The 17,896-nt window shown below is 68.1% G+C and carries 20 protein-coding genes; 13 read left to right on the top strand and 7 right to left on the bottom strand.

Annotated elements, in window-relative coordinates; genetic code table 11:
* The first annotated feature begins 7 nt into the window (after nt 1-7).
* The 3 genes from PPZ50_RS02330 (at nt 8) to msrA (ending at nt 2,199) form a co-directional block, all read left to right on the top strand.
* Entirely contained in the window at nt 8-1,189 is a 1,182-nt protein-coding gene (locus PPZ50_RS02330) for a GGDEF domain-containing protein (protein ID WP_066692479.1), read from the top strand.
* A 148-nt stretch (nt 1,190-1,337) separates the two neighbouring features.
* Nucleotides 1,338-1,484, top strand: coding sequence for a hypothetical protein (locus PPZ50_RS02335; RefSeq protein ID WP_157092776.1), 147 nt, complete (start codon nt 1,338-1,340; stop codon nt 1,482-1,484).
* 61 nt (nt 1,485-1,545) lie between these two features.
* Entirely contained in the window at nt 1,546-2,199 is a 654-nt protein-coding gene (gene msrA, locus PPZ50_RS02340; RefSeq protein ID WP_066692489.1) for a peptide-methionine (S)-S-oxide reductase MsrA, read from the top strand.
* 180 nt (nt 2,200-2,379) lie between these two features.
* Here msrA and PPZ50_RS02345 read toward each other — a convergent pair whose 3' ends face one another.
* A complete protein-coding gene (locus tag PPZ50_RS02345; RefSeq protein ID WP_066692492.1) occupies nt 2,380-2,778 on the bottom strand; it encodes a DUF1489 family protein in 399 nt (132 codons plus the stop codon).
* A gap of 31 nt (nt 2,779-2,809) precedes the next feature.
* Nucleotides 2,810-4,201, bottom strand: coding sequence for a magnesium transporter (gene mgtE / locus PPZ50_RS02350; RefSeq protein WP_066692495.1), 1,392 nt, complete (start codon nt 4,199-4,201; stop codon nt 2,810-2,812).
* Nucleotides 4,202-4,329: 128 nt separating this feature from the next.
* On the opposite strand from mgtE, the gene PPZ50_RS02355 reads away from it, so the two are divergent.
* A complete protein-coding gene (locus tag PPZ50_RS02355; protein WP_066692505.1) occupies nt 4,330-4,791 on the top strand; it encodes a peptidylprolyl isomerase in 462 nt (153 codons plus the stop codon).
* Nucleotides 4,792-4,927: 136 nt separating this feature from the next.
* Here PPZ50_RS02355 and PPZ50_RS02360 read toward each other — a convergent pair whose 3' ends face one another.
* Complete coding sequence (locus tag PPZ50_RS02360; RefSeq protein ID WP_066692508.1) at nt 4,928-5,815, bottom strand: LysR substrate-binding domain-containing protein; 888 nt, start codon at nt 5,813-5,815, stop codon at nt 4,928-4,930.
* Nucleotides 5,816-6,096: 281 nt separating this feature from the next.
* Between PPZ50_RS02360 and PPZ50_RS02365 the strand changes: the two genes are divergently transcribed.
* The 7 genes from PPZ50_RS02365 to PPZ50_RS02395 all read left to right on the top strand — a co-directional run bounded on the left by PPZ50_RS02365 (nt 6,097) and on the right by PPZ50_RS02395 (nt 14,258).
* Nucleotides 6,097-8,385, top strand: coding sequence for a CDC48 family AAA ATPase (locus tag PPZ50_RS02365; protein ID WP_066692820.1), 2,289 nt, complete (start codon nt 6,097-6,099; stop codon nt 8,383-8,385).
* Nucleotides 8,386-8,531: 146 nt separating this feature from the next.
* Nucleotides 8,532-9,140 carry a class I SAM-dependent methyltransferase gene (locus PPZ50_RS02370; protein WP_066692512.1) on the top strand — a complete coding sequence of 203 codons (609 nt, stop codon included), beginning with the start codon at nt 8,532-8,534 and terminating at the stop codon, nt 9,138-9,140.
* A 38-nt stretch (nt 9,141-9,178) separates the two neighbouring features.
* Nucleotides 9,179-10,258: a type III polyketide synthase gene (locus PPZ50_RS02375; RefSeq protein WP_066692516.1), complete on the top strand. Its 1,080-nt coding sequence runs from the start codon at nt 9,179-9,181 to the stop codon at nt 10,256-10,258.
* A complete protein-coding gene (locus PPZ50_RS02380) occupies nt 10,255-10,941 on the top strand; it encodes a methyltransferase domain-containing protein (RefSeq protein ID WP_066692518.1) in 687 nt (228 codons plus the stop codon). The genes PPZ50_RS02375 and PPZ50_RS02380 overlap by 4 nt, the downstream gene beginning before the upstream one ends.
* A complete protein-coding gene (locus PPZ50_RS02385; RefSeq protein ID WP_272815699.1) occupies nt 10,920-11,747 on the top strand; it encodes an NAD(P)/FAD-dependent oxidoreductase in 828 nt (275 codons plus the stop codon). Before PPZ50_RS02380 ends, PPZ50_RS02385 begins: the two co-directional genes overlap by 22 nt.
* A gap of 23 nt (nt 11,748-11,770) precedes the next feature.
* Nucleotides 11,771-12,034: a hypothetical protein gene (locus PPZ50_RS02390; RefSeq protein ID WP_272815700.1), complete on the top strand. Its 264-nt coding sequence runs from the start codon at nt 11,771-11,773 to the stop codon at nt 12,032-12,034.
* Between the two features lie 76 nt (nt 12,035-12,110).
* On the top strand, nt 12,111-14,258 hold the full coding sequence (locus PPZ50_RS02395; protein ID WP_066692520.1) for a transglycosylase domain-containing protein: 2,148 nt from the start codon (nt 12,111-12,113) through the stop codon (nt 14,256-14,258).
* Here the strand turns inward: PPZ50_RS02395 and PPZ50_RS02400 are convergent.
* The 3 genes from PPZ50_RS02400 to PPZ50_RS02410 are packed head-to-tail and all read right to left on the bottom strand — an operon-like array spanning nt 14,225 to nt 16,052.
* Entirely contained in the window at nt 14,225-15,013 is a 789-nt protein-coding gene (locus PPZ50_RS02400; protein ID WP_126012511.1) for a M48 family metallopeptidase, read from the bottom strand. The genes PPZ50_RS02395 and PPZ50_RS02400 overlap by 34 nt on opposite strands.
* The gene (locus PPZ50_RS02405) at nt 15,010-15,456 is read right to left on the bottom strand and encodes a YcgN family cysteine cluster protein (protein ID WP_066692527.1); all 447 of its coding nucleotides are present in this window, start codon (nt 15,454-15,456) and stop codon (nt 15,010-15,012) included. Before PPZ50_RS02405 ends, PPZ50_RS02400 begins: the two co-directional genes overlap by 4 nt.
* On the bottom strand, nt 15,444-16,052 hold the full coding sequence (locus PPZ50_RS02410; protein WP_066692822.1) for an SCO family protein: 609 nt from the start codon (nt 16,050-16,052) through the stop codon (nt 15,444-15,446). Before PPZ50_RS02410 ends, PPZ50_RS02405 begins: the two co-directional genes overlap by 13 nt.
* 55 nt (nt 16,053-16,107) lie before the next feature.
* On the opposite strand from PPZ50_RS02410, the gene PPZ50_RS02415 reads away from it, so the two are divergent.
* Complete coding sequence (locus PPZ50_RS02415) at nt 16,108-16,704, top strand: ankyrin repeat domain-containing protein (protein WP_066692530.1); 597 nt, start codon at nt 16,108-16,110, stop codon at nt 16,702-16,704.
* A 240-nt stretch (nt 16,705-16,944) separates the two neighbouring features.
* Here PPZ50_RS02415 and ssb read toward each other — a convergent pair whose 3' ends face one another.
* A complete protein-coding gene (gene ssb, locus PPZ50_RS02420; RefSeq protein ID WP_066692532.1) occupies nt 16,945-17,505 on the bottom strand; it encodes a single-stranded DNA-binding protein in 561 nt (186 codons plus the stop codon).
* Nucleotides 17,506-17,605: 100 nt separating this feature from the next.
* Here ssb and PPZ50_RS02425 point away from each other — a divergent pair, with 100 nt between their 5' ends.
* Nucleotides 17,606-17,782: a DUF4169 family protein gene (locus PPZ50_RS02425; protein WP_084401707.1), complete on the top strand. Its 177-nt coding sequence runs from the start codon at nt 17,606-17,608 to the stop codon at nt 17,780-17,782.
* Nucleotides 17,783-17,896 lie beyond the last annotated feature (114 nt).

Raw genomic sequence — 17,896 nt, forward strand, 5'->3', positions numbered from 1 at the left:
GGACTGCATGCTGCTCGATATTTCCACCCTGTACATCATGGTCGCGCTGTGTTCGGTCGTGGCCGGGATCGTGCATCTGACGGCAGCGGCCGGCGGGCGGTTCGATTCTTGGGCCAAGTGGTGGGGTGTCGGGCATGTCCTGCTGGGGGCGAGCGCGGTCGCGCCGCTGCTGCGTCCGCTGCACCTTCCCGGATTGATCAATATCGGCAACGCGATCGCCGCGACCAGCTATGGCCTGATCTATATCGGCATGCGCCGCTTCGCCGACCCTTCCGAGCGTCTGTGGCCATGGATCGCGATCGCCAGCATCGTCGCCCTGCCGATGCTGCTATGGTCCGGTCCCGTCGATGCCGGATATCGCATCGCCTATCTGAATGTCGTCCGCTCGCTGTTCGACGTGGCGACGGTCGTCGTCGCCGTCCGCATCGCCCGGCAGGAGGCGTTGCGTACCGGATGGATCGTGGCGGTGATGTTCACGATGACGGTGCCGATGTTCCTCGGGCGGGCATGGTTCGCCGTTACCGGCCAGCTCGGCCCCGAACCCACCGGCATGCATGGCGGACCCGCGGCATGGCTGGCGGCCGGCGCGGTCGCGTTCATCATGTTCCGCGGCTTTTCGCTGATGACGATGGATGCGGAGCGGTGCGAACAGCGGCTGGCGACGCTGGCCGAGCGTGACGGGCTGACCGGTGCCGGCAACCGCACCGCGTTCGACCGGGCACGCATCGGCTGGCGCGGCGACGGTGCGGTGCTGATGCTCGACCTCAACCGGTTCAAGGCGCTGAACGACCGCCATGGCCATGCCACCGGCGACGCGGCGCTGCGCATCGCGACCCGGGCGGCGGTGGCGTCGATCGCGATGACCGGGCGCGTGTTCCGCTGGGGCGGCGACGAGTTCGTCTGCGTCCTGCCAGGCATCGACGCCGCCGATGCCGAAGCGATCGCCGCCGGAATCGTCGCCCGGTTCGACCAGGGCATGTCCGCGCTGCTCGGCCCCGGCCATGCCACCGGCGTCAGCATCGGATGGGCGGCGGGATCGTTCGAGACGCTCGACCACCTGATTACCCAGGCCGACCGCCTGATGTATGTCGACAAGCATCGCAGCCGTGCCCGCGCGTCGATTGCGCAACGCAGCGTTGCCGATCCCGCACCCTCGCCGCCCTTGATTTCGCAGTCGCAACATGGTTGAGGCTGTGCGCAACATGAACGGACGCGCCAGCGTCGGTTCAGCCCCGCAAACCTATATCTTGCATCGAACATTGGGCGGCACCGCTGAGGCGGCTCCGCCGGACGCCGCGAACCATACGGGGGAGCGGCCGGGCAAGAGGATGAGACAGATGACCGCCAAGCGCACCGGATTCCTTCGCCATTTCATCAGCGGCTTCGCGCTGGGTGCCGTCGCGCTGGTCGCGGTGCAGGTGGCCGATCGCAGCGACGCGAAGTCGGTCCGTGCCGCACCGGCGGTGGTCGAACGCATCGGTTGATCTGGCGGTGCGCGGTTGCGCACCCCATCTTGGTTCCCGGTCCGCCCGAGGAACCTTTGCCATGAAGTTTCTGCTGCCCGTCGCCATCGCCGCCATCGGCGTGGGCGCCCTGTCTATCCCGCCGGCGACTGCCGAACGCGCGGTTCCGATCCCCACCGTCGTCAGCGACGTGCCGCCGACCCCGGGCCTTGCCACCGCGGTACTCGCCGGCGGCTGCTTCTGGGGGATGGAGGCGGTGTTCGAACGGGTGAAGGGCGTCAAATCGGTCGTCAGCGGCTATGCCGGCGGCACGCGCCAGACCGCCACCTACGACCAGGTATCGACCGAGCGTACCGGCCATGCCGAGGCGATTCGCATCACCTACGACCCGCGCGTCGTCAGCTATGGCACGCTGCTGCGGCTCTATTTCTCGGTCGCGCACGATCCGACGCAGGTGAACGGGCAGTACCCCGATTCGGGGCCGAGCTATCGCTCCGCCATCTTCCCGCAAAACCCGTCGCAGGCGCTGACCGCGCGGCGCTACATCGCGCAGCTGACGCGGGCGAAGGCGTTTCCGAAGCCGATCGCGACGAAGGTCGAAACCGGCGCCTTCTATCCCGCCGAGGCCTATCATCAGGATTTCGCCCGGCGGAACCCGTCGCATCCGTACATCATGCGATGGGACCGGCCGAAGGTGGCCGCAGCGAAGGCGGCCTATCCGGGGCTGGTCGGGTAGAAGAATAGGGGTTCGCGCGGAGGCGCGGAGACGCGGAGGAGGTTGCGTTTGCTGCAACCCGATCGCGCAGCGATCTGTTTTCTGAATAGCTGCCACGGGGATGAAGGGTTCCGCTGACGCGGAACGGCAGGAAAGCCGCAACCTCCTCCGCGCCTCCGCGCCTCCGCGCGAACCACTTTTCTACAACAATCCCAACGCCATCAGCTCGCCGATCAGCCGCGGCGGCAGTTCGTCCGCGCCGCTGCCCTCCCCGCCCAGATCGGCGGGCGCGTCGGCCTCCTCGAGATAGCGCCAGCCCTGATGCGCGCGCTTCGGCCGGGCCTCCACCAGCACCAGCTTGGGTCCGAGATGGATCGCGACCCGCCCGCCCTCCGCCTCACCGAAGCCAAGGATCGGCGAGCGCGCGACGAGGCGGTGCTTCAGGATCCAGAACAGCGATCCGCCTTCGATCTCGGCGGCGCGTTTGGGCAGGTAGCGGGTGGTCAGGAACCCGCCCTCGGCATGGCGCGTCGCCAGCCGGTCGGCGAGTTGTTCGACCGATTCGATAGCGAAGGCGACTTTGGTCAGATGGAGCGGCACGCGCCCCAGATGGGAAGTGCCGGCGTCCGCCTCAACCAGTCAGTCCGCTGACGGTCGCAAGCCCCAGGAAAACCAGGAACCCCATCGAATCGGTGGTCATGGTGACGAAGATCGACGACGCGACCGCCGGGTCGGCGTTGAACCGGTCGAGCGTCAGCGGCACGAACACGCCCGCGAACCCGGCGATAACGACGTTCAGCAGCATCGCGCTGCCGATCACCGCCCCCAGCTGCGGATTGCCGAACCACAGGGTCACGCCGGTACCGATCAGCGCGGCGACGGTCGCACCGTTCATCAGCGCGATGATCATCTCGCGCCGGATCGCGCGCACCGTGTTCGACTGGGTCAGCTGGTTGGTGGCAAGCGCGCGGACGGTGACCGCCATGGTCTGCGTACCGGCATTCCCGCCGAGGCCGGCGACGATCGGCATCAGCGCGGCCAGCGTCACCATCTTATCGATCGTCGCGCCGAACGCGCCGATGATCGTCGCCGGCAACAGCGCGGTGATGAGGTTGGTGATGAGCCAGCGCACGCGCGCCTTGTACGAATCGCGGATCGGTTCGTTGATGTCGCCTTCGCCGGCCCCCGACAGCAGCAGCGCGTCCTCGCCCGCTTCGGCCTGGATGATGTGGACCACGTCGTCGACGGTGATCATCCCGACCAGCCGCCCGCCGCCATCGACCACGGCGGCGGAGATCAGCGCATATTTCTGAAAGCGCAGCGCGACCTCTTCCTGGTCCATGTCGACCGGGATCAGCGTCTGTTCGCGCGCCATGACGTCGCCGATCGCGACCGAGCGCGGGGTGCGGAGAATCCACGACAGCTGGCAGGTACCGACCGGCTTGTGCGCCGGATCGACCACGAAGATTTCCCAGAAATCGGTCGTCAGCACATCGTCGGCACGCAGATAGTCGAGCGCGTCGCCGACGGTCCAGTGTTCGGGCACCGCGACCAGCTCGCGCTGCATCAGGCGGCCGGCGGATTCCTCGGGGTAGGACAGCGCCTCCTCGATCGCGGCACGGTCGTCAGGGTCGAGCGCGCGCAGCACCGCGCGCTGTTCGGCATCGTCGAGGTCCTCGATGATCGCGACGGCGTCGTCGGTGTCGAGCTGGGCGGCGAGATCGGCGACCTGGGTCGCGGTCAGTGCCTCGATCACCGCGTCGCGGACCCAGTCGTTCATCTCCGCCAGCACATCGCCGTTCAGCCGTTCGGCGATGGCGGCGGCCAGCGCGGCGCGCTGTTCGCCGGGCACCAGTTCGAACAGGTCGGCGAGGTCGGCGGGGTGTAGCGGTTCGACCAGCTCGCGCGCGGCCTCGTCATCGCCGCGGTCGACCGCCTCGCACACGGCACGGACGAATTCGGGCTTCAGCCGGTCGTCCTCGTCCAGTTCGCTGGTCGTATCGGGAAGGTCGAGTTCGGTCATGGTCGCAACCCTCCTTCTGGCGCAGTCGGTTCCCGCTGTAGCCATGCTGCACCGCCGTGCCAACGCCTGTGCGGTTGTCCTTAGCCGTTCGAACCCCTAGCTAGACCCCGACTTTCAAGGAGCTTTCAATGGCCGATACCCCCAGCACGCTCGTGATGACGCTCGATACCGGCGAAGTCCGCATCAAGCTGCGCCCCGACCTCGCGCCCAACCATGTCGCGCAAATCGTCAAGCTGGCCGATTCGGGCTTTTATGACGGCGTGCCGTTCCACCGGGTGATCGACGGCTTCATGGCGCAGGGCGGCGACGGTGGTCGCGGTGACGGCACCGGCGGGTCGAAGGAACCGAACCTCAAGCAGGAATTCAACGCCGAACCGCATGTCCGCGGCGTATGTTCGATGGCGCGGACGATGGACCCGAACTCGGCCAACAGCCAGTTCTTCATCTGCCTCGACGATGCGACCTTCCTCGACCGCCAGTACACGGTGTGGGGCGTGGTCGAGAGCGGCATGGACGCCGTCGATGCGCTGCCCAAGGGCGAGCCGCCGCGCAACCCGGGCAAGATCGTGACCGCGCGCTCGGAAGCGTAGACGCCTTCCGCCGCCCCCCCCATCCGTCATCCCGGCGCAGGCCGGGATCCATGGATGGGGGGACGGTTGCGAACCATCGACAACATCCGACACAATGGATTCCGGCCTTCGCCGGAATGACGGGTGTTCCCCCCCCCTACTCCGCCGGCGCGTCCAGCGCCTTGACCAGCCAGTCGTGGAACAGCTTCACCGGCCGTTGCTGTAACATGCGCGGGCGGCACACGAACCAATGGCTGTAGGTCGAATCGACCGCCATATCGAACAGTGGCACCAGCCGGTCGTCGCGCGCGGTTTCGAAATGCGATTCCAGCATGAAGGCGACGCCCAGCCCCTGTGCGGCGGCCTCCAGCATCAACGTGCCCGAATCGAACCGGTCGATCGCCACCGGCTCCACGTCCGGCACGCCGGCCGCGTGCATCCAGTTGGCGAAGGTGTCGGGCATGTCGCGGTGGATCAGCGCGGTGTGCTGCGCCAGTTGTGACGGATCGGTGATCGGCGTGCGATCGATCAACGCCCGCCCGGCGATCGCGTAGATCCGGTTGCGGTCGAGTCGCCGCGCATAGAATGCCGGGTCGATCGCATGATCGAGCACGATCGCGACGTCGATCCCCTCGCCCAGCCGGCCAAGCCCGTGATGCGCGGTGTCGAAATCGAGATGCAGTTCGGGATGCTGGTCGTGCAGATCGCCCATGCGCGGCATCAGCCGCTGGATCGCGAACAGCGGCAGGACGCCCAGCCGCAGGCGCAGCACCTCCACCGCGCCCGACATCTGCTCCACCGCGTCCGACAGCGTGTCGAGCGCGCCCGAGAGCAGCGCCAGCAGCCGCTCGCCATCGTCGTTCAGCCGCAGCGCCTGGTGCCGGCGTTCGAACAGCGGCTTGCCGATGAAGCGTTCGAGCGCCTGCACCCGGCGGCTGAGCGCGGGCGAGGACAGCGCCAGTTCGTCGGCGGCAAGCTTGACCGAGCCGAGGCGCGCGACATGCACGAACGCTTCGATCGCGGTGAGAGGAGGAAGGCGACGCATCCGATACCCTGAAAATTGGTTGCGGTGCGGTACACGCTGCACCGCAAGCGTGTCACTTACAACGATACGGAGGGATGGTGTTGCATTTTATGCAATGCGAATTGATTTGTTCGCACTTGCACAAAAAGACGCCGCACCGCACATAGGGCGTGCCTTTCAGGCATCCTCTCCTAAAAACTTTCCGGCCGGTCGTTTCGATCGGCCTTTTTTTTCGCCTTGTTGCCGGCAACCCACCGCCCATATCCGCCGTTCCTTGTGCCTTCATGCAGGACGGAAAGTTGATGGCGGACAGCGAAACAGGCGGACGGCGGCTACAGGTGGCGAATGCCCGGCCCGAGGATAGCGGGCGCGGCATCGCCCATCTCCCCCGCTCGGTCATGGCGCTGCTCGGTGTCAACGAAGGCGACGTCGTCGAGATCGTCGGCAAAAAGACGACCCCCGCACGCGCCATCGCCCCCTATCCCGAGGACGAAGGCCTCGATATCGTCCGCATCGACGGGTTGCAGCGCGCCAATGCCGGCGTGGGCTCGGGCGATCAGGTCGAGGTGCGCAAGGCCGAGTCGCGCCCGGCCAGCCGGGTGGTCTTCGCGCCCGCCCAACAGAATCTGCGGCTGCAAGGGTCGGCCAACGCGCTCAAGCGCACCTTTTTCGGGCGGCCTTTGTGCCAAGGCGATATCGTCGCCACCACCGGCCACCAGCGGGTCGACAATCTGTCGCCCAATGTCCGCCGTTATGTGAATGCCCCAGCGTTTTCGCTGCAGGAAATCCGCTTGGCCGTCGTCTCGGCCACGCCCAAGGGCGTCGTCCATATCGACGAATCGACCGAGATCGAGCTGCGGTCGGAATATGAGGAACCGCGCGAGACGCGGCGTGCCGACGTCACCTATGACGATATCGGCGGCATGGGCCAGACGATCGACCAGCTGCGCGAGATGGTCGAACTCCCCTTGCGCTATCCCGAACTGTTCCAGCGCCTTGGCGTCGATCCGCCCAAGGGCGTGTTGCTGCACGGCCCGCCCGGCACCGGCAAGACCCGCCTCGCCCGCGCGGTCGCCAACGAATCGGACGCCGAATTCTTCCTGATCAACGGTCCCGAGATCATGGGATCGGCCTATGGCGAATCGGAAAAGCGGCTGCGCGAGGTGTTCGAGGAGGCGACCAAGGCATCGCCCTCGATCGTGTTCATCGACGAGATCGATTCGATCGCCCCCAAGCGCGGCCAGGTATCGGGCGAGGCCGAAAAGCGGCTGGTCGCCCAGCTGCTGACGCTGATGGACGGGCTCGAATCGCGCGCCAACATCGTCGTCATCGCTGCGACCAACCGGCCCGAAGCGATCGACGAGGCGCTGCGCCGTCCGGGCCGGTTCGACCGCGAGATCGTCGTCGGCGTTCCCGACGAGCGCGGACGGCGCGAGATCCTCGGCATCCATACCCGCGGCATGCCGCTCGACGACAATGTCGATCTGGGCGAGCTGTCACGCACCACCTACGGCTTTGTCGGCGCCGATCTGGCGGCGCTGACCCGCGAGGCGGCGATCGATTCGGTGCGGCGGATCATGCCGCGCATCGACCTGTCGGCCGGCACCATCCCGCAGGACGTGCTCGACAGCCTGTCGGTCACCCGTGACGATTTCGTCGAGGCGTTGAAGCGTGTGCAGCCCAGCGCCATGCGCGAGGTGATGGTGCAGGCGCCGACCGTCCGCTGGGACGATGTCGGCGGGCTGGACGATGCGCAGATGCGGCTGAAGGAAGGCGTCGAACTGCCGCTCAAATCGCCCGACTCGTTCCGCCGCCTCGGCATCCGCCCGGCCAAGGGGTTCCTGCTCTACGGCCCGCCGGGCACCGGCAAGACGCTGCTGGCGAAGGCGGTCGCACGCGAGGCGGAGGCGAACTTCATCGCCACCAAGTCGAGCGACCTGCTGTCCAAATGGTATGGCGAGAGCGAGCAGCAGATCGCCCGCCTGTTCGCCCGCGCGCGGCAGGTGGCCCCGACGGTCATCTTCATCGACGAACTCGATTCGCTGGTGCCCGCGCGCGGCGGTGGTCTCGGCGAGCCGCAGGTGACCGAACGGGTGGTGAACACGATCCTGGCGGAGATGGACGGACTGGAGGAGTTGCAATCGGTGGTGGTGATCGGCGCGACCAACCGGCCGAACATGGTCGATCCCGCGCTGTTGCGCCCCGGCCGGTTCGACGAGCTGATCTATGTCGGCGTGCCCGACCGGGCGGGACGCGCCCGTATCCTCGGCATCCAGACGCAGAAGATGCCGCTGGCGGCCGATGTCGACCTCGACGCCATCGCCGCGCGGACCGAACGCTTTACCGGTGCCGATCTGGAGGACGTGGTGCGACGCGCCGGCCTCGTCGCGCTGCGTGCCTCGCTCGACACGCGCGAAGTGACGATGGCGCATTTCGAGGCAGCGCTGGCGGACTCGCGCGCGTCGGTGACGGTGGCGATGGAGGAGGAATATCGCGCCATGTCCGCCCGGCTGAAACAGGATGCGGTGGCGATCCAGCCGATCGGCTTCATCGCGCCCGGCATGGTCGAGGGGCGCGGGCCCAAGGGATGAGGGAAAGCGGGGACCGGCACGACCGGTCCCTGTCGTCCTGCGTCGGACATTCGTCGCACGACGAAACCGATCCGCTTGCAAGTTCGTTGCGCTTTTGCGACGACGCCGTGACCATGGCCCTATGCGCCATCCGTTCGAGGATTTGCATGACGACGAGTTCAAACGCCGCGACCCGACGGAAGCCGCGCGGTGTCCCATCGCCAGCCGGCATCTTCCTGCGCGGATTTGTGAAGCATCCGGTGATGGTCGGGTCGGTCATCCCGTCGTCGAACAAGCTGATCCGCAAGATGCTGGCCCCGATCGACTGGGCCAGTGCCAAGGTCGTGGTGGAATATGGACCGGGCGTCGGCACCTTTTGCCGCCCGATCCTCGAACGGCTCGCCCCCGATGCACAGCTCATCGTGATCGATACCAACCCCGATTTTATCGATTATCTGAACGCGACGATCCTCGATTCGCGCTTTTCCGCCGTGCACGGCTCGGCGGCGGATGTGGAGCGGATCGTGGCGGAGCATGGCCATCCCCATGCCGATTACGTCCTGTCGGGCCTGCCCTTTTCCACGCTGCCGCCGGGTGTCGGCGACACGATCGCCGCGGCGACGCAGGCGGTATTGCGGCCGGGCGGCGCGTTCCTCGTCTATCAATTCAACCCGCGCGTGCGCGACTTTCTCGACCGGCAGTTCGCGCGCATCGATCACGACATGGAATGGTGGAACATGCCCCCCGCCCAATTGTGGTGGGCGTGGAAGGATTGATCGGGTAGCAGATCGGCTCCCCGCGCGTTGAGCGCAGGATGACCCCCGCCCCTGCGCCCGCCGCCTGGCTCAACGCCGTCGCGACGGCAACCCCCTCGCACGATATCCACGACGCCTTTATCGGCTGGGCGCGACGTCGCCTGCCCGATCGCGAGGCGAAACTGTTCGACCGCATGGTCGAGCGCGCCGGGATCGGCCATCGCTGGTCGGTGCTGCCGATCGGGGTCGATGGCGGGTCGCCGGTGGCGCCCGGCGGCTTCTATGCCGACGCCATGCCCGGCACCGCCGCGCGGATGACGATCTATGCCGATGCCGCGCCCACGCTGGCGATCGCCGCGATCGAGGGGCTGGGCGATCGCGTGGCACTGGACGGGATCACCCATCTGGTCGTGGCGAGCTGCACCGGCTTCGTCGCGCCCGGCATCGATCAGATCATCGCCGCGCGCATCGGCCTGTCGCCGCGGGTCGAACGGCTGCTGGTCGGGTTCATGGGCTGCTATGCCGCCGTCGCCGCGCTGCGCAGCGCCCGCCACATCGTCCGGTCGCAACCGGAAGCGCGCGTGCTGGTCGTCACGGTCGAATTGTCGACGCTGCACCTGCAACCGGCGACCACGCTGGAGCCGCTGCTGGCGATGCTGCAATTCGGCGACGGCGCCGCCGCCGCGCTGGTGACGGCGGACGAGGGCGGCTTTGCGATCGAGACCCCCTTTGCCGCGACCCTGCCCGATTCGGCGGCGCTGATCCGCTGGGACATCACCGATGCCGGCTTTGCGATGCATTTGTCAGGCGAGGTGCCGGGCCGGATCGCGCAGGCGCTGACCGACCCCGACTTCGCCGCCGCCGCAACCGGGGGCCGGGCGCTGTCGCAGGTCGATGGCTGGGCGGTCCATGCCGGCGGGCGGTCGATCCTCGACGCGGTGGAGCGCAGCCTATCGCTGTCTCCGCAAGCCCTGGCGGCGTCGCGTGGCGTTCTGGCTGCCCATGGCAATATGTCGTCGGCGACGTTGATGTTCGTGCTGGCGGCGATGCTGGACGGAACGCCGGTGGCGAACGGCATCGCGCTGGCCTTCGGTCCCGGCCTTGCCGCCGAAGGCTTCGGCTTTCGGAGCGCGGCATGAGCTTTCCGCGCGCGCACGCCGAAGAGGCGATGGACGATCCTGCCCTCAGCGCCGACTCCTATGCGGCGGTGCTGCGCGATCTGGCGCGGGTCAACACGGTCACCATGGCGGCGCGGCCGACGCTGGCGTTCCTCGACAGCGTCGTGCGGCCGGGCGAGCGGCTGAAGCTGCTCGATGTCGGTTATGGCGATGGCGACATGCTGCGTCGCATCGCCCGCTGGGCGGCGAAACGCGGCGTGGCGGCGGAACTGGTCGGTATCGACCTGAACCCCCGCAGCGAAGCGATCGCCCGTGCCGATACGCCCCCTGCCCTGCCGATCGCCTATCGCACCGGCGACTATGCCGATCTGGCGGGCGAAGGCTGGGACGTGATCGTGTCCAGCCTCGTCGCGCATCACATGACCCATGCGCAGCTGGTCGCGTTCCTGGCGTTCATGGAGGGCGAGGCGGCGCGCGGCTGGTTCGTCAACGACCTGCACCGCCATCGCTTCGCCCATCGCGGCTATCCAATGCTGGCGACGCTGATGCGTTGGCACCCGATCGTCCGCGCCGATGGCACGCTGTCGATCGCGCGATCCTATCGCCCCGCCGAATGGCTCCCGATCCTTGCCGAGGCAGGGGTCGAGGGTGCGGTGGTCCGGCGGCGCTTTCCGTTCCGGCTATGCGTCGAACGCCGGCGCTGATCGCCGGCGGCGGCCCGGCCGGGTCGATCGCCGCGCTGCTGCTCGCGAAGGGCGGTACGACGCCGCTGGTGCTGGAACGGTCGCGCGAGCCGCAGGATGCGCTGTGCGGCGGGTTCCTGTCGTGGCGGACGCTCGAATCGCTGGCGAGCGTCGGGATCGATCCGGCGATGCTGGGCGGGCATGCGGTGCGCCGCGTGGTGCTGTTCGCCGGTAGGGGCCGCGCCGAATCGCCCCTGCCCGCCCCCGCCATCGGCCTGTCGCGCCTGCGCCTCGACGCGCTGCTGCTGGCGGCGGCACGGGATGCCGGTGCGGGCGTCGAACGCGGCGTCACGATCCGCTCGGCCGAGGGCACGACACTGCATACCGGCGATGGCGCAGCGGTGACGGGCGAGACGCTGTTCCTCGCGACCGGCAAGCACGATCTGCGTGGGACGATGCGCGATGCGGTGGTCGGTGACGATCCGGTGATGGGGGTGCGGGTCCGGCTCGCGCAGCATCCGGCGCTGACCCGGCTGGTCGGCGACGCGATCGAGCTGCACGCCTTTGCCGGGGGCTATGCCGGGCTGGTGCTACAGGAGGATGGCAGCGCGAACCTGTGCATGGCGGTGCGCCGGTCGCGGCTGCGCGGCGCGGGCGACCTGCCCGGACTGTTGCGGGTTCTGGCGGACGAACTGCCGGCGCTGGGGAGCGACTCGCGCATCTGGGCGGCACGCCCGCGATCGATGCCATTGCCAACGTCCCTTACGGCTGGCGGGCACGCGGCACCATGCCCGGCGTCTATCGACTGGGTGACCAGGCCGGGGTAATCCCGTCGCTAGCCGGGGAAGGCATGGGCATCGCCATCGCCAGCGCCATTCGCGCTGCGGCGCATTGGCAGCGTTGCGGACCGGACGGCGCGCACGGGTTCCAGCATGCGCTGCGCCGACGGCTGCACCGACCGATCGCGCTTGCCCGATTGCTGCGGACGCTGGCCGAACAGCCACCCACTCATGCGTTGCTGCTCAACGGCGGGCGGATACCGGGGCTGGTCGGCGCGGCGGCGCGCTGGACCCGGATCGATTCCGTCAGCACCCGTTCAGCAAGTCGTCAGTAGCGCGCGCCATTCCCAATGCGCCTGAGCGCCCGGGGCTTGTGCCGCCGGGGGCGGGCGCGGTATCCGGCGCATCCAGATGGCACGTTCTCCCCAAAGCCCGCAGAAGCGGTCCGCCGCCCCGTCCCGCTGGTGGCGCATCCTGCGCTGGGTGCTGGGGATCGGCTTCGGCCTCGCCATCTTTGGGGCGATCGCGCTGGTCGTGGCGGTCTATAACGCCAAATCGAACCTGCCGAGCTTCAATCAGCTCAAATCCTCGCCCAACGGCCAGATGATCCGGGTGCGTGCGGCGGACGGGTCGATCCTGGTGTCTTTGGGGCCGAGCTATGGCGAGTGGATCCCCTACTCGCAGATTCCGGTACCGATGCGCGAGGCGATGGTGTCGGTCGAGGATCGCCGCTTCCGCTCGCACTGGGGCGTCGATCCGGTGGCGCTGGCGCGCATCACCAAGTTCGCGATCGAGAATCGCGGCACCGGCCGCCGGTTGCAGGGCGCGTCGACCATCACGCAACAGGTCGCGCGCACCATCTTCCTGTCGAACAGCTATACGGTCGGGCGCAAGTTCCGCGAGATCATCCTCGCGCTGGCGCTGGAGCGCAAGTTCACCAAGAACCAGATTCTCGAACTCTATCTGAACAAGGTCTATTTCGGCGGCGGGGCGTACGGGATCGACGCGGCATCGCGGCGCTTCTTCAACCACCCGGCCACCAACCTGTCGCTGTCGGAGGCGGCGGTGATCGCCGGATTGGTCAAGGCGCCGTCGCGCTATTCGCCGACCGCCGATGCCGAAGCCGCCGTCGGGCGCGCGGGCGTCGTGCTGAAGCTGATGCAGGAAACCGGCGCGATCACCGCCAGCGAGGCGATGGACGCCAATCCCGAGGCGATCAAGCTGGCGCCCGAGCCGCAGCAGAACAGCGTGCGCTATTTCACCGACTGGGCGCTGCCGCAGCTCGAAACGCTGATCGACGAGACCGAGGCGCCGCTCGACGTGTGGACCACGCTCGACCCGTCGATGCAGAAGAGCGCCGATACCGCGATCCGCGCCAATGCGCCCGCCGGGGTGCAGGGCGCGCTGGTCGCGCTCGATCGCGACGGCGCGGTCAGGGCGATGGTCGGCGGCAAGGATTACGTGTCCTCGATCTACAACCGCGCGACGCAGGCGACGCGCCAGCCGGGGTCGGCGTGGAAGCTGTTCGTCTATCTGGCCGCGCTGGAAGCCGGCATGAACCCCGACAGCCAGGTCAACGACGCGCCGATCACCATCGACGGCTGGACCCCACGCAACGCCTCGCGCCGGTTCAGCGGACAGGTGTCGCTGCGCACCGCCTTCGCCTATTCGCTCAACACCGTGTCGGCGCGGCTGGGGCAGGAGGTCGGCTTCGCGACCGTCGCCGACATGGCGCGCCGATTCGGCATCACCACGCCGATCAATACCCAGCCGGCGATGGTGCTGGGCACGTCGGACGTGCGGCTGATCGACCTGACCCGCGCCTATGCGTCGGTCGCGAGCGGGGGCACGGCGGTGGTGCCCTATGGCATCACCCGCGTCACCGCCAACGGGCAACTGATTTACCAACACCAGGTCGACAGCTCCCGCGTCCTCGTCGCCCCCTATGTCGCGCAGCAGATGACCGACCTGCTCCAGACCGCGGTCAACACCGGCACCGGCCGCGCGGCGCAGATCGGGCGCCCGGTGGCGGGCAAGACCGGCACGACCACGTCGTACAAGGACGGCTGGTTCATGGGATTCTCGTCGGGCATCACCACCGGCGTATGGATGGGTCGCGACGATGCGAAGGCGGTCGCCGGGCTGCAGGGCGGCACCGCCCCTGCCCGCGCCTTTGCCGCGTTCATGCGGCAGGCGGTGGCCAGCCGCCCGGTCGAGGAGTTCAATACCAAGGTGACGCTGCCCGAATGGCAGGAGGAGCCGGACGCCGAGAGCTATTATGGTGCGCCGGACGACCGGGTCTATGTCGATCCCGACGGCAATCCGGTCGAGCAGCCGGGCGCAACCCAGCCCGATCCGCCGGTCGAAGATGGCAACGCACCGTTGCCGCCGCAGCAGCGCGTACCCGACGAACAACTCGACCAGGAATGGATCGACCGGGCGCTGGGCAGGAACCCGCGCGGCGACCAGCCGCCACCGCCGCGCCGTCCGGCACCGGACCGTCGCCAGCCTCCGCCGGCCGACCGTTACCCGGACGAGGACGCCCGTCCGTACCAGTGAAGCCCCGCACCGTGCGTGCGCAGCCAGCGGCGGGCATCGTTCGGGTTACCCTCGAACAGCGCGTCGACCAGCGCGTGAAAATCGGGGCCGTGGTGCATGTGGACACGGTGGGCGACCTCATGCGCGACGGTAGCCCGACGGACGAAGCCGGGGGCGAGCAACAGCCGCCAGCTGTAGCGGATCGTGCCGTCGCCGCTGCAACTGCCCCAACGCGCCTTGGGATCGCCGATCGCGACTTTGGCGACGGTGACGCCGGCTTTTGCGGCGTAATGGGCGGTGTCTTCGGTGAGGAGGCGCAGCGCTTCGCGTTTCAGCCAGCGTTCGATGCGGGTCGGGAATTGGTCGGACGGGCCGCCGCAGGTGAGTTCCCCATCGGCTTCCGTATCCCCGCGCAGGCGGGGATCCAGGGCGTCGATCGCTGACGGTCGCACTGCTTGGCTCTGGACCCCCGCCTTCGCGGGGGTACGGTCGGCGGCGGGAGTAAGCGCAACCGTCCGCGACGCCCCTTCCCGCCACAACAGCCGCACCGCGCGATCCGCCACCGGCACCACCGCGCCATCGACGAACGGGCGCCCCTGCGGCAGTTTCGCGCGCTGCGCCGCGATCCAGTCGGCCTTCTCCCCCGCCCAGGCGACCGCCTTGGCCAGCGCCATCCGCTTCGGCACGGTCAGGCGCACCCGCCCGGTGGCCGGATCGACCGACAGCCGCGCGACCCGCGCGCGGGGGTGGCGGACGACCTCGACCCCGTCGATCACAGCGTCCGGTCGGTCAGGTGATGTTCGAGGTCGCCGACGTCATTCTCCGACACGGTCCAGCCGCGCGTCGACTGGCCGGCGGCATGGACGCTCTCCCGGTCCCCGCTGTTGAGATAATGCCAGTCGGGCAAGGGCTTCCCTTCATTGCGCAACCGATAGGCGCAGGTGGAGGGCAGCCATTCGATGTCGCCGACATTGCGGGCGTTCAGTCTCACGCATTCGGGAACATATGCATGGCGGTGGCGATAGTCGCTGCACTGGCCCATGCGGCGGTCGAGCAGCTTGCACGCGACGTTGGTCGCATGGATCTCGCCCGTATCCTCGTCCTCCAGCTTGTGTAGGCAGCATTTGCCGCAGCCGTCGCACAGCGCCTCCCACTGCGCCCGGTCGAGTGCCGCCAGCGGCAGGTCTTCCCAGAAGCGTCCGCTGCTCACCGGACCCATTTCTTCAGTTCGGCGGCGACCGCATCGCCGCCTTCGTCCTGCGGCAGCAGCGCGACCGGCTGGCCTTTGGGGTCCATCAGGATCGCGGTGCGGCTATGGTCCATCAGATATTCGGTGGCGCCGGGCGACTGCTGCTTGGCATAGGTCACGCCATAGGCGCGCGCGGCATCGGCGATCGCCTGCGCACTGCCGGTCAGCCCGACCATGCGCGGGTGGAAGGCGGAGACGAACTTGCCGACCACCGCAGGCCTGTCGCGTTCGGGATCGACCGTCACGAAGATCGGCACGACCTTCGCGCCCAATTCCGGCTCCTCGCTCTCGAACGCCTTCACGCCCGCCGCGATATTCTGCACATCGACCGGGCAGACATCGGGGCAATAGGTGTAACCGAAATACATGATCCGCCACTTGCCGGCGAAATCGGTATCGCGCACGACCTTGCCCGTGGAATCGGTCAGCACGAACGGCCCGCCGATCCGCGCGCCGGCCAGCGGCGGGGTGGCGGCCGGTTCGGGCGCGCCTCCACAGGCGGCAAGGGCCAGCGCGAGCGCCGGAATCACGGTACGCAGGATGCTGTTCATGGTGTTGCCAGCCATGATCTGATAGGCGACGGCTTGCAAGTCGCGTAACGTCCCAGTGGAGCCTGTTCCCATGTCCGCCATCCGCCTCGCCCTCGCCGCCGCGCTGATGCTGCCCGCCGCCGCGCACGCGCAGCAGATGTCGCCGGGCTATGTCTTCCTGAAGGCGATCCGCGACGAGGACGGGAACAAGGTGAACGACATTCTGGGGCAGCCCGGACAGACGATCATCAACACCAAGGACCGCACCACCGGCGAAGGCGCGCTGCACATCGTCGCGAAGAGCGGCAACCTGACCTATCTGCGCTTCCTGCTGGCGAAGGGCGCGAACCCGAACCTGCAGGACAATCGCGGCAACACGCCCGCGCTGCTGGCGGTGGAATCGGGGTCGGTCGAGGCGATCAACGCGCTGGCGGCGCGGAAGGCGAACCTGAATCTCGGCAACAGCAGCGGCGAAACCCCGCTGATCCGCGCGGTACAGCTGCGCAACCTCGACATGGTGCGCACGCTGATCGCCGCCGGTGCCAACCCCGACCAGGCCGACGTCATCGCCGGCATGTCGGCGCGCGACTATGCCAAGCGCGACACGCGGACCCCGGCGCTGCTGAAGGTGATCGAGGAAGCACCGGCAGCCAAGCCCAAGGCGGCGGTCGCCGGTCCTCGCATGTGAGTTCGCCGGCTCGTCGACAGAGTTATCCACAGGGTCGCGTCGCCCGACACCGCCGCTGAGGCCAAGTGGATCGACATTCACGCGCCTATCGTCACCCCGGACCTGTTCCGGGGTCCACCACGCCGCGAACGCTATGGATAGAGGCTCGATCCGCACCGCTTGGCCGCGCCGTGGACCCCGGAACAGGTCCGGGGTGACGAAAATAATGGCGGGCCGCTCTCGTCGTACCGCTGTCCGCGATCAGAACGGTACGTCGTCGTCCAGATCGTCGCCGAAGCCGCCGCCGCCGAAATTGCCGCCCTTGTTGCCGCCGGAATTGAACCCGCCGCCGCTGCCGCCGCCGCGCGATCCGCCGCCGCCATAGCCGCCGCCCGAACCGCCGCCGAAGTCATCGCCGCCACCGAAGTCGCCACCGCCGCGGTTGCCACCGCCGCCGCCCTGGCCGCCGCCGGGACCGTCGAGCATCGTCAGCACGCTGTTGAAGCCCTGCAGCACGATTTCGGTGCTGTACTTGTCCTGGCCGTTCTGGTCCTGCCACTTCCGCGTCTGGAGCTGGCCTTCGATATAGACCTTCGAGCCCTTGCGCAGGAAACGCTCGGCGACGTTGGCCAGCCCTTCGTTGAAGATCGCGACCGAATGCCATTCGGTCTTTTCCTTGCGCTCGCCCGAATTGCGGTCCTTCCACGATTCCGACGTCGCGATGCGCAGGTTCACGACCTTGCCGCCATTCTGGAACGACCGCGATTCCGGGTCGCGGCCCAGATTGCCCACGAGGATGACTTTATTGACGCTGCCGGCCATGGCGCAGTTCTCCGAGAAAAGTATAGCCCGGCTTCCTATGCCACCGGGCTGCGCGACGCCAGTACTTGCCGAAGCGGGGGGCACGGTTCATCGTACCGCGATGGGCGACGTCATCAACCTCAACCGGTTCCGTAAAGGCCGCGACAAGGTCGCCAGGGCGCAGGAGGCGGACGCCAACCGCCGCAAGTTCGGCCGGACCAAGGCGGAGAAGGCGGTCGAGGAAAGCGAGGAGGCGCGGCGGAAGGCATTGCTCGATGGGGCGAAGCTGGACGACTAGCGGCGGTCGGGCAACGCTCGTCATTCCCGCGAAGGCGGGAATCCCGTGCCGCTGACGGTCCTGATACCGGCGCTACCTGAGCGTGTATGGACTCCCGCCTTCGCGGGAGTGACG

It is taken from the genome of Sphingomonas hankookensis, from assembly GCF_028551275.1.
Classification (GTDB): domain Bacteria; phylum Pseudomonadota; class Alphaproteobacteria; order Sphingomonadales; family Sphingomonadaceae; genus Sphingomonas; species Sphingomonas hankookensis_A.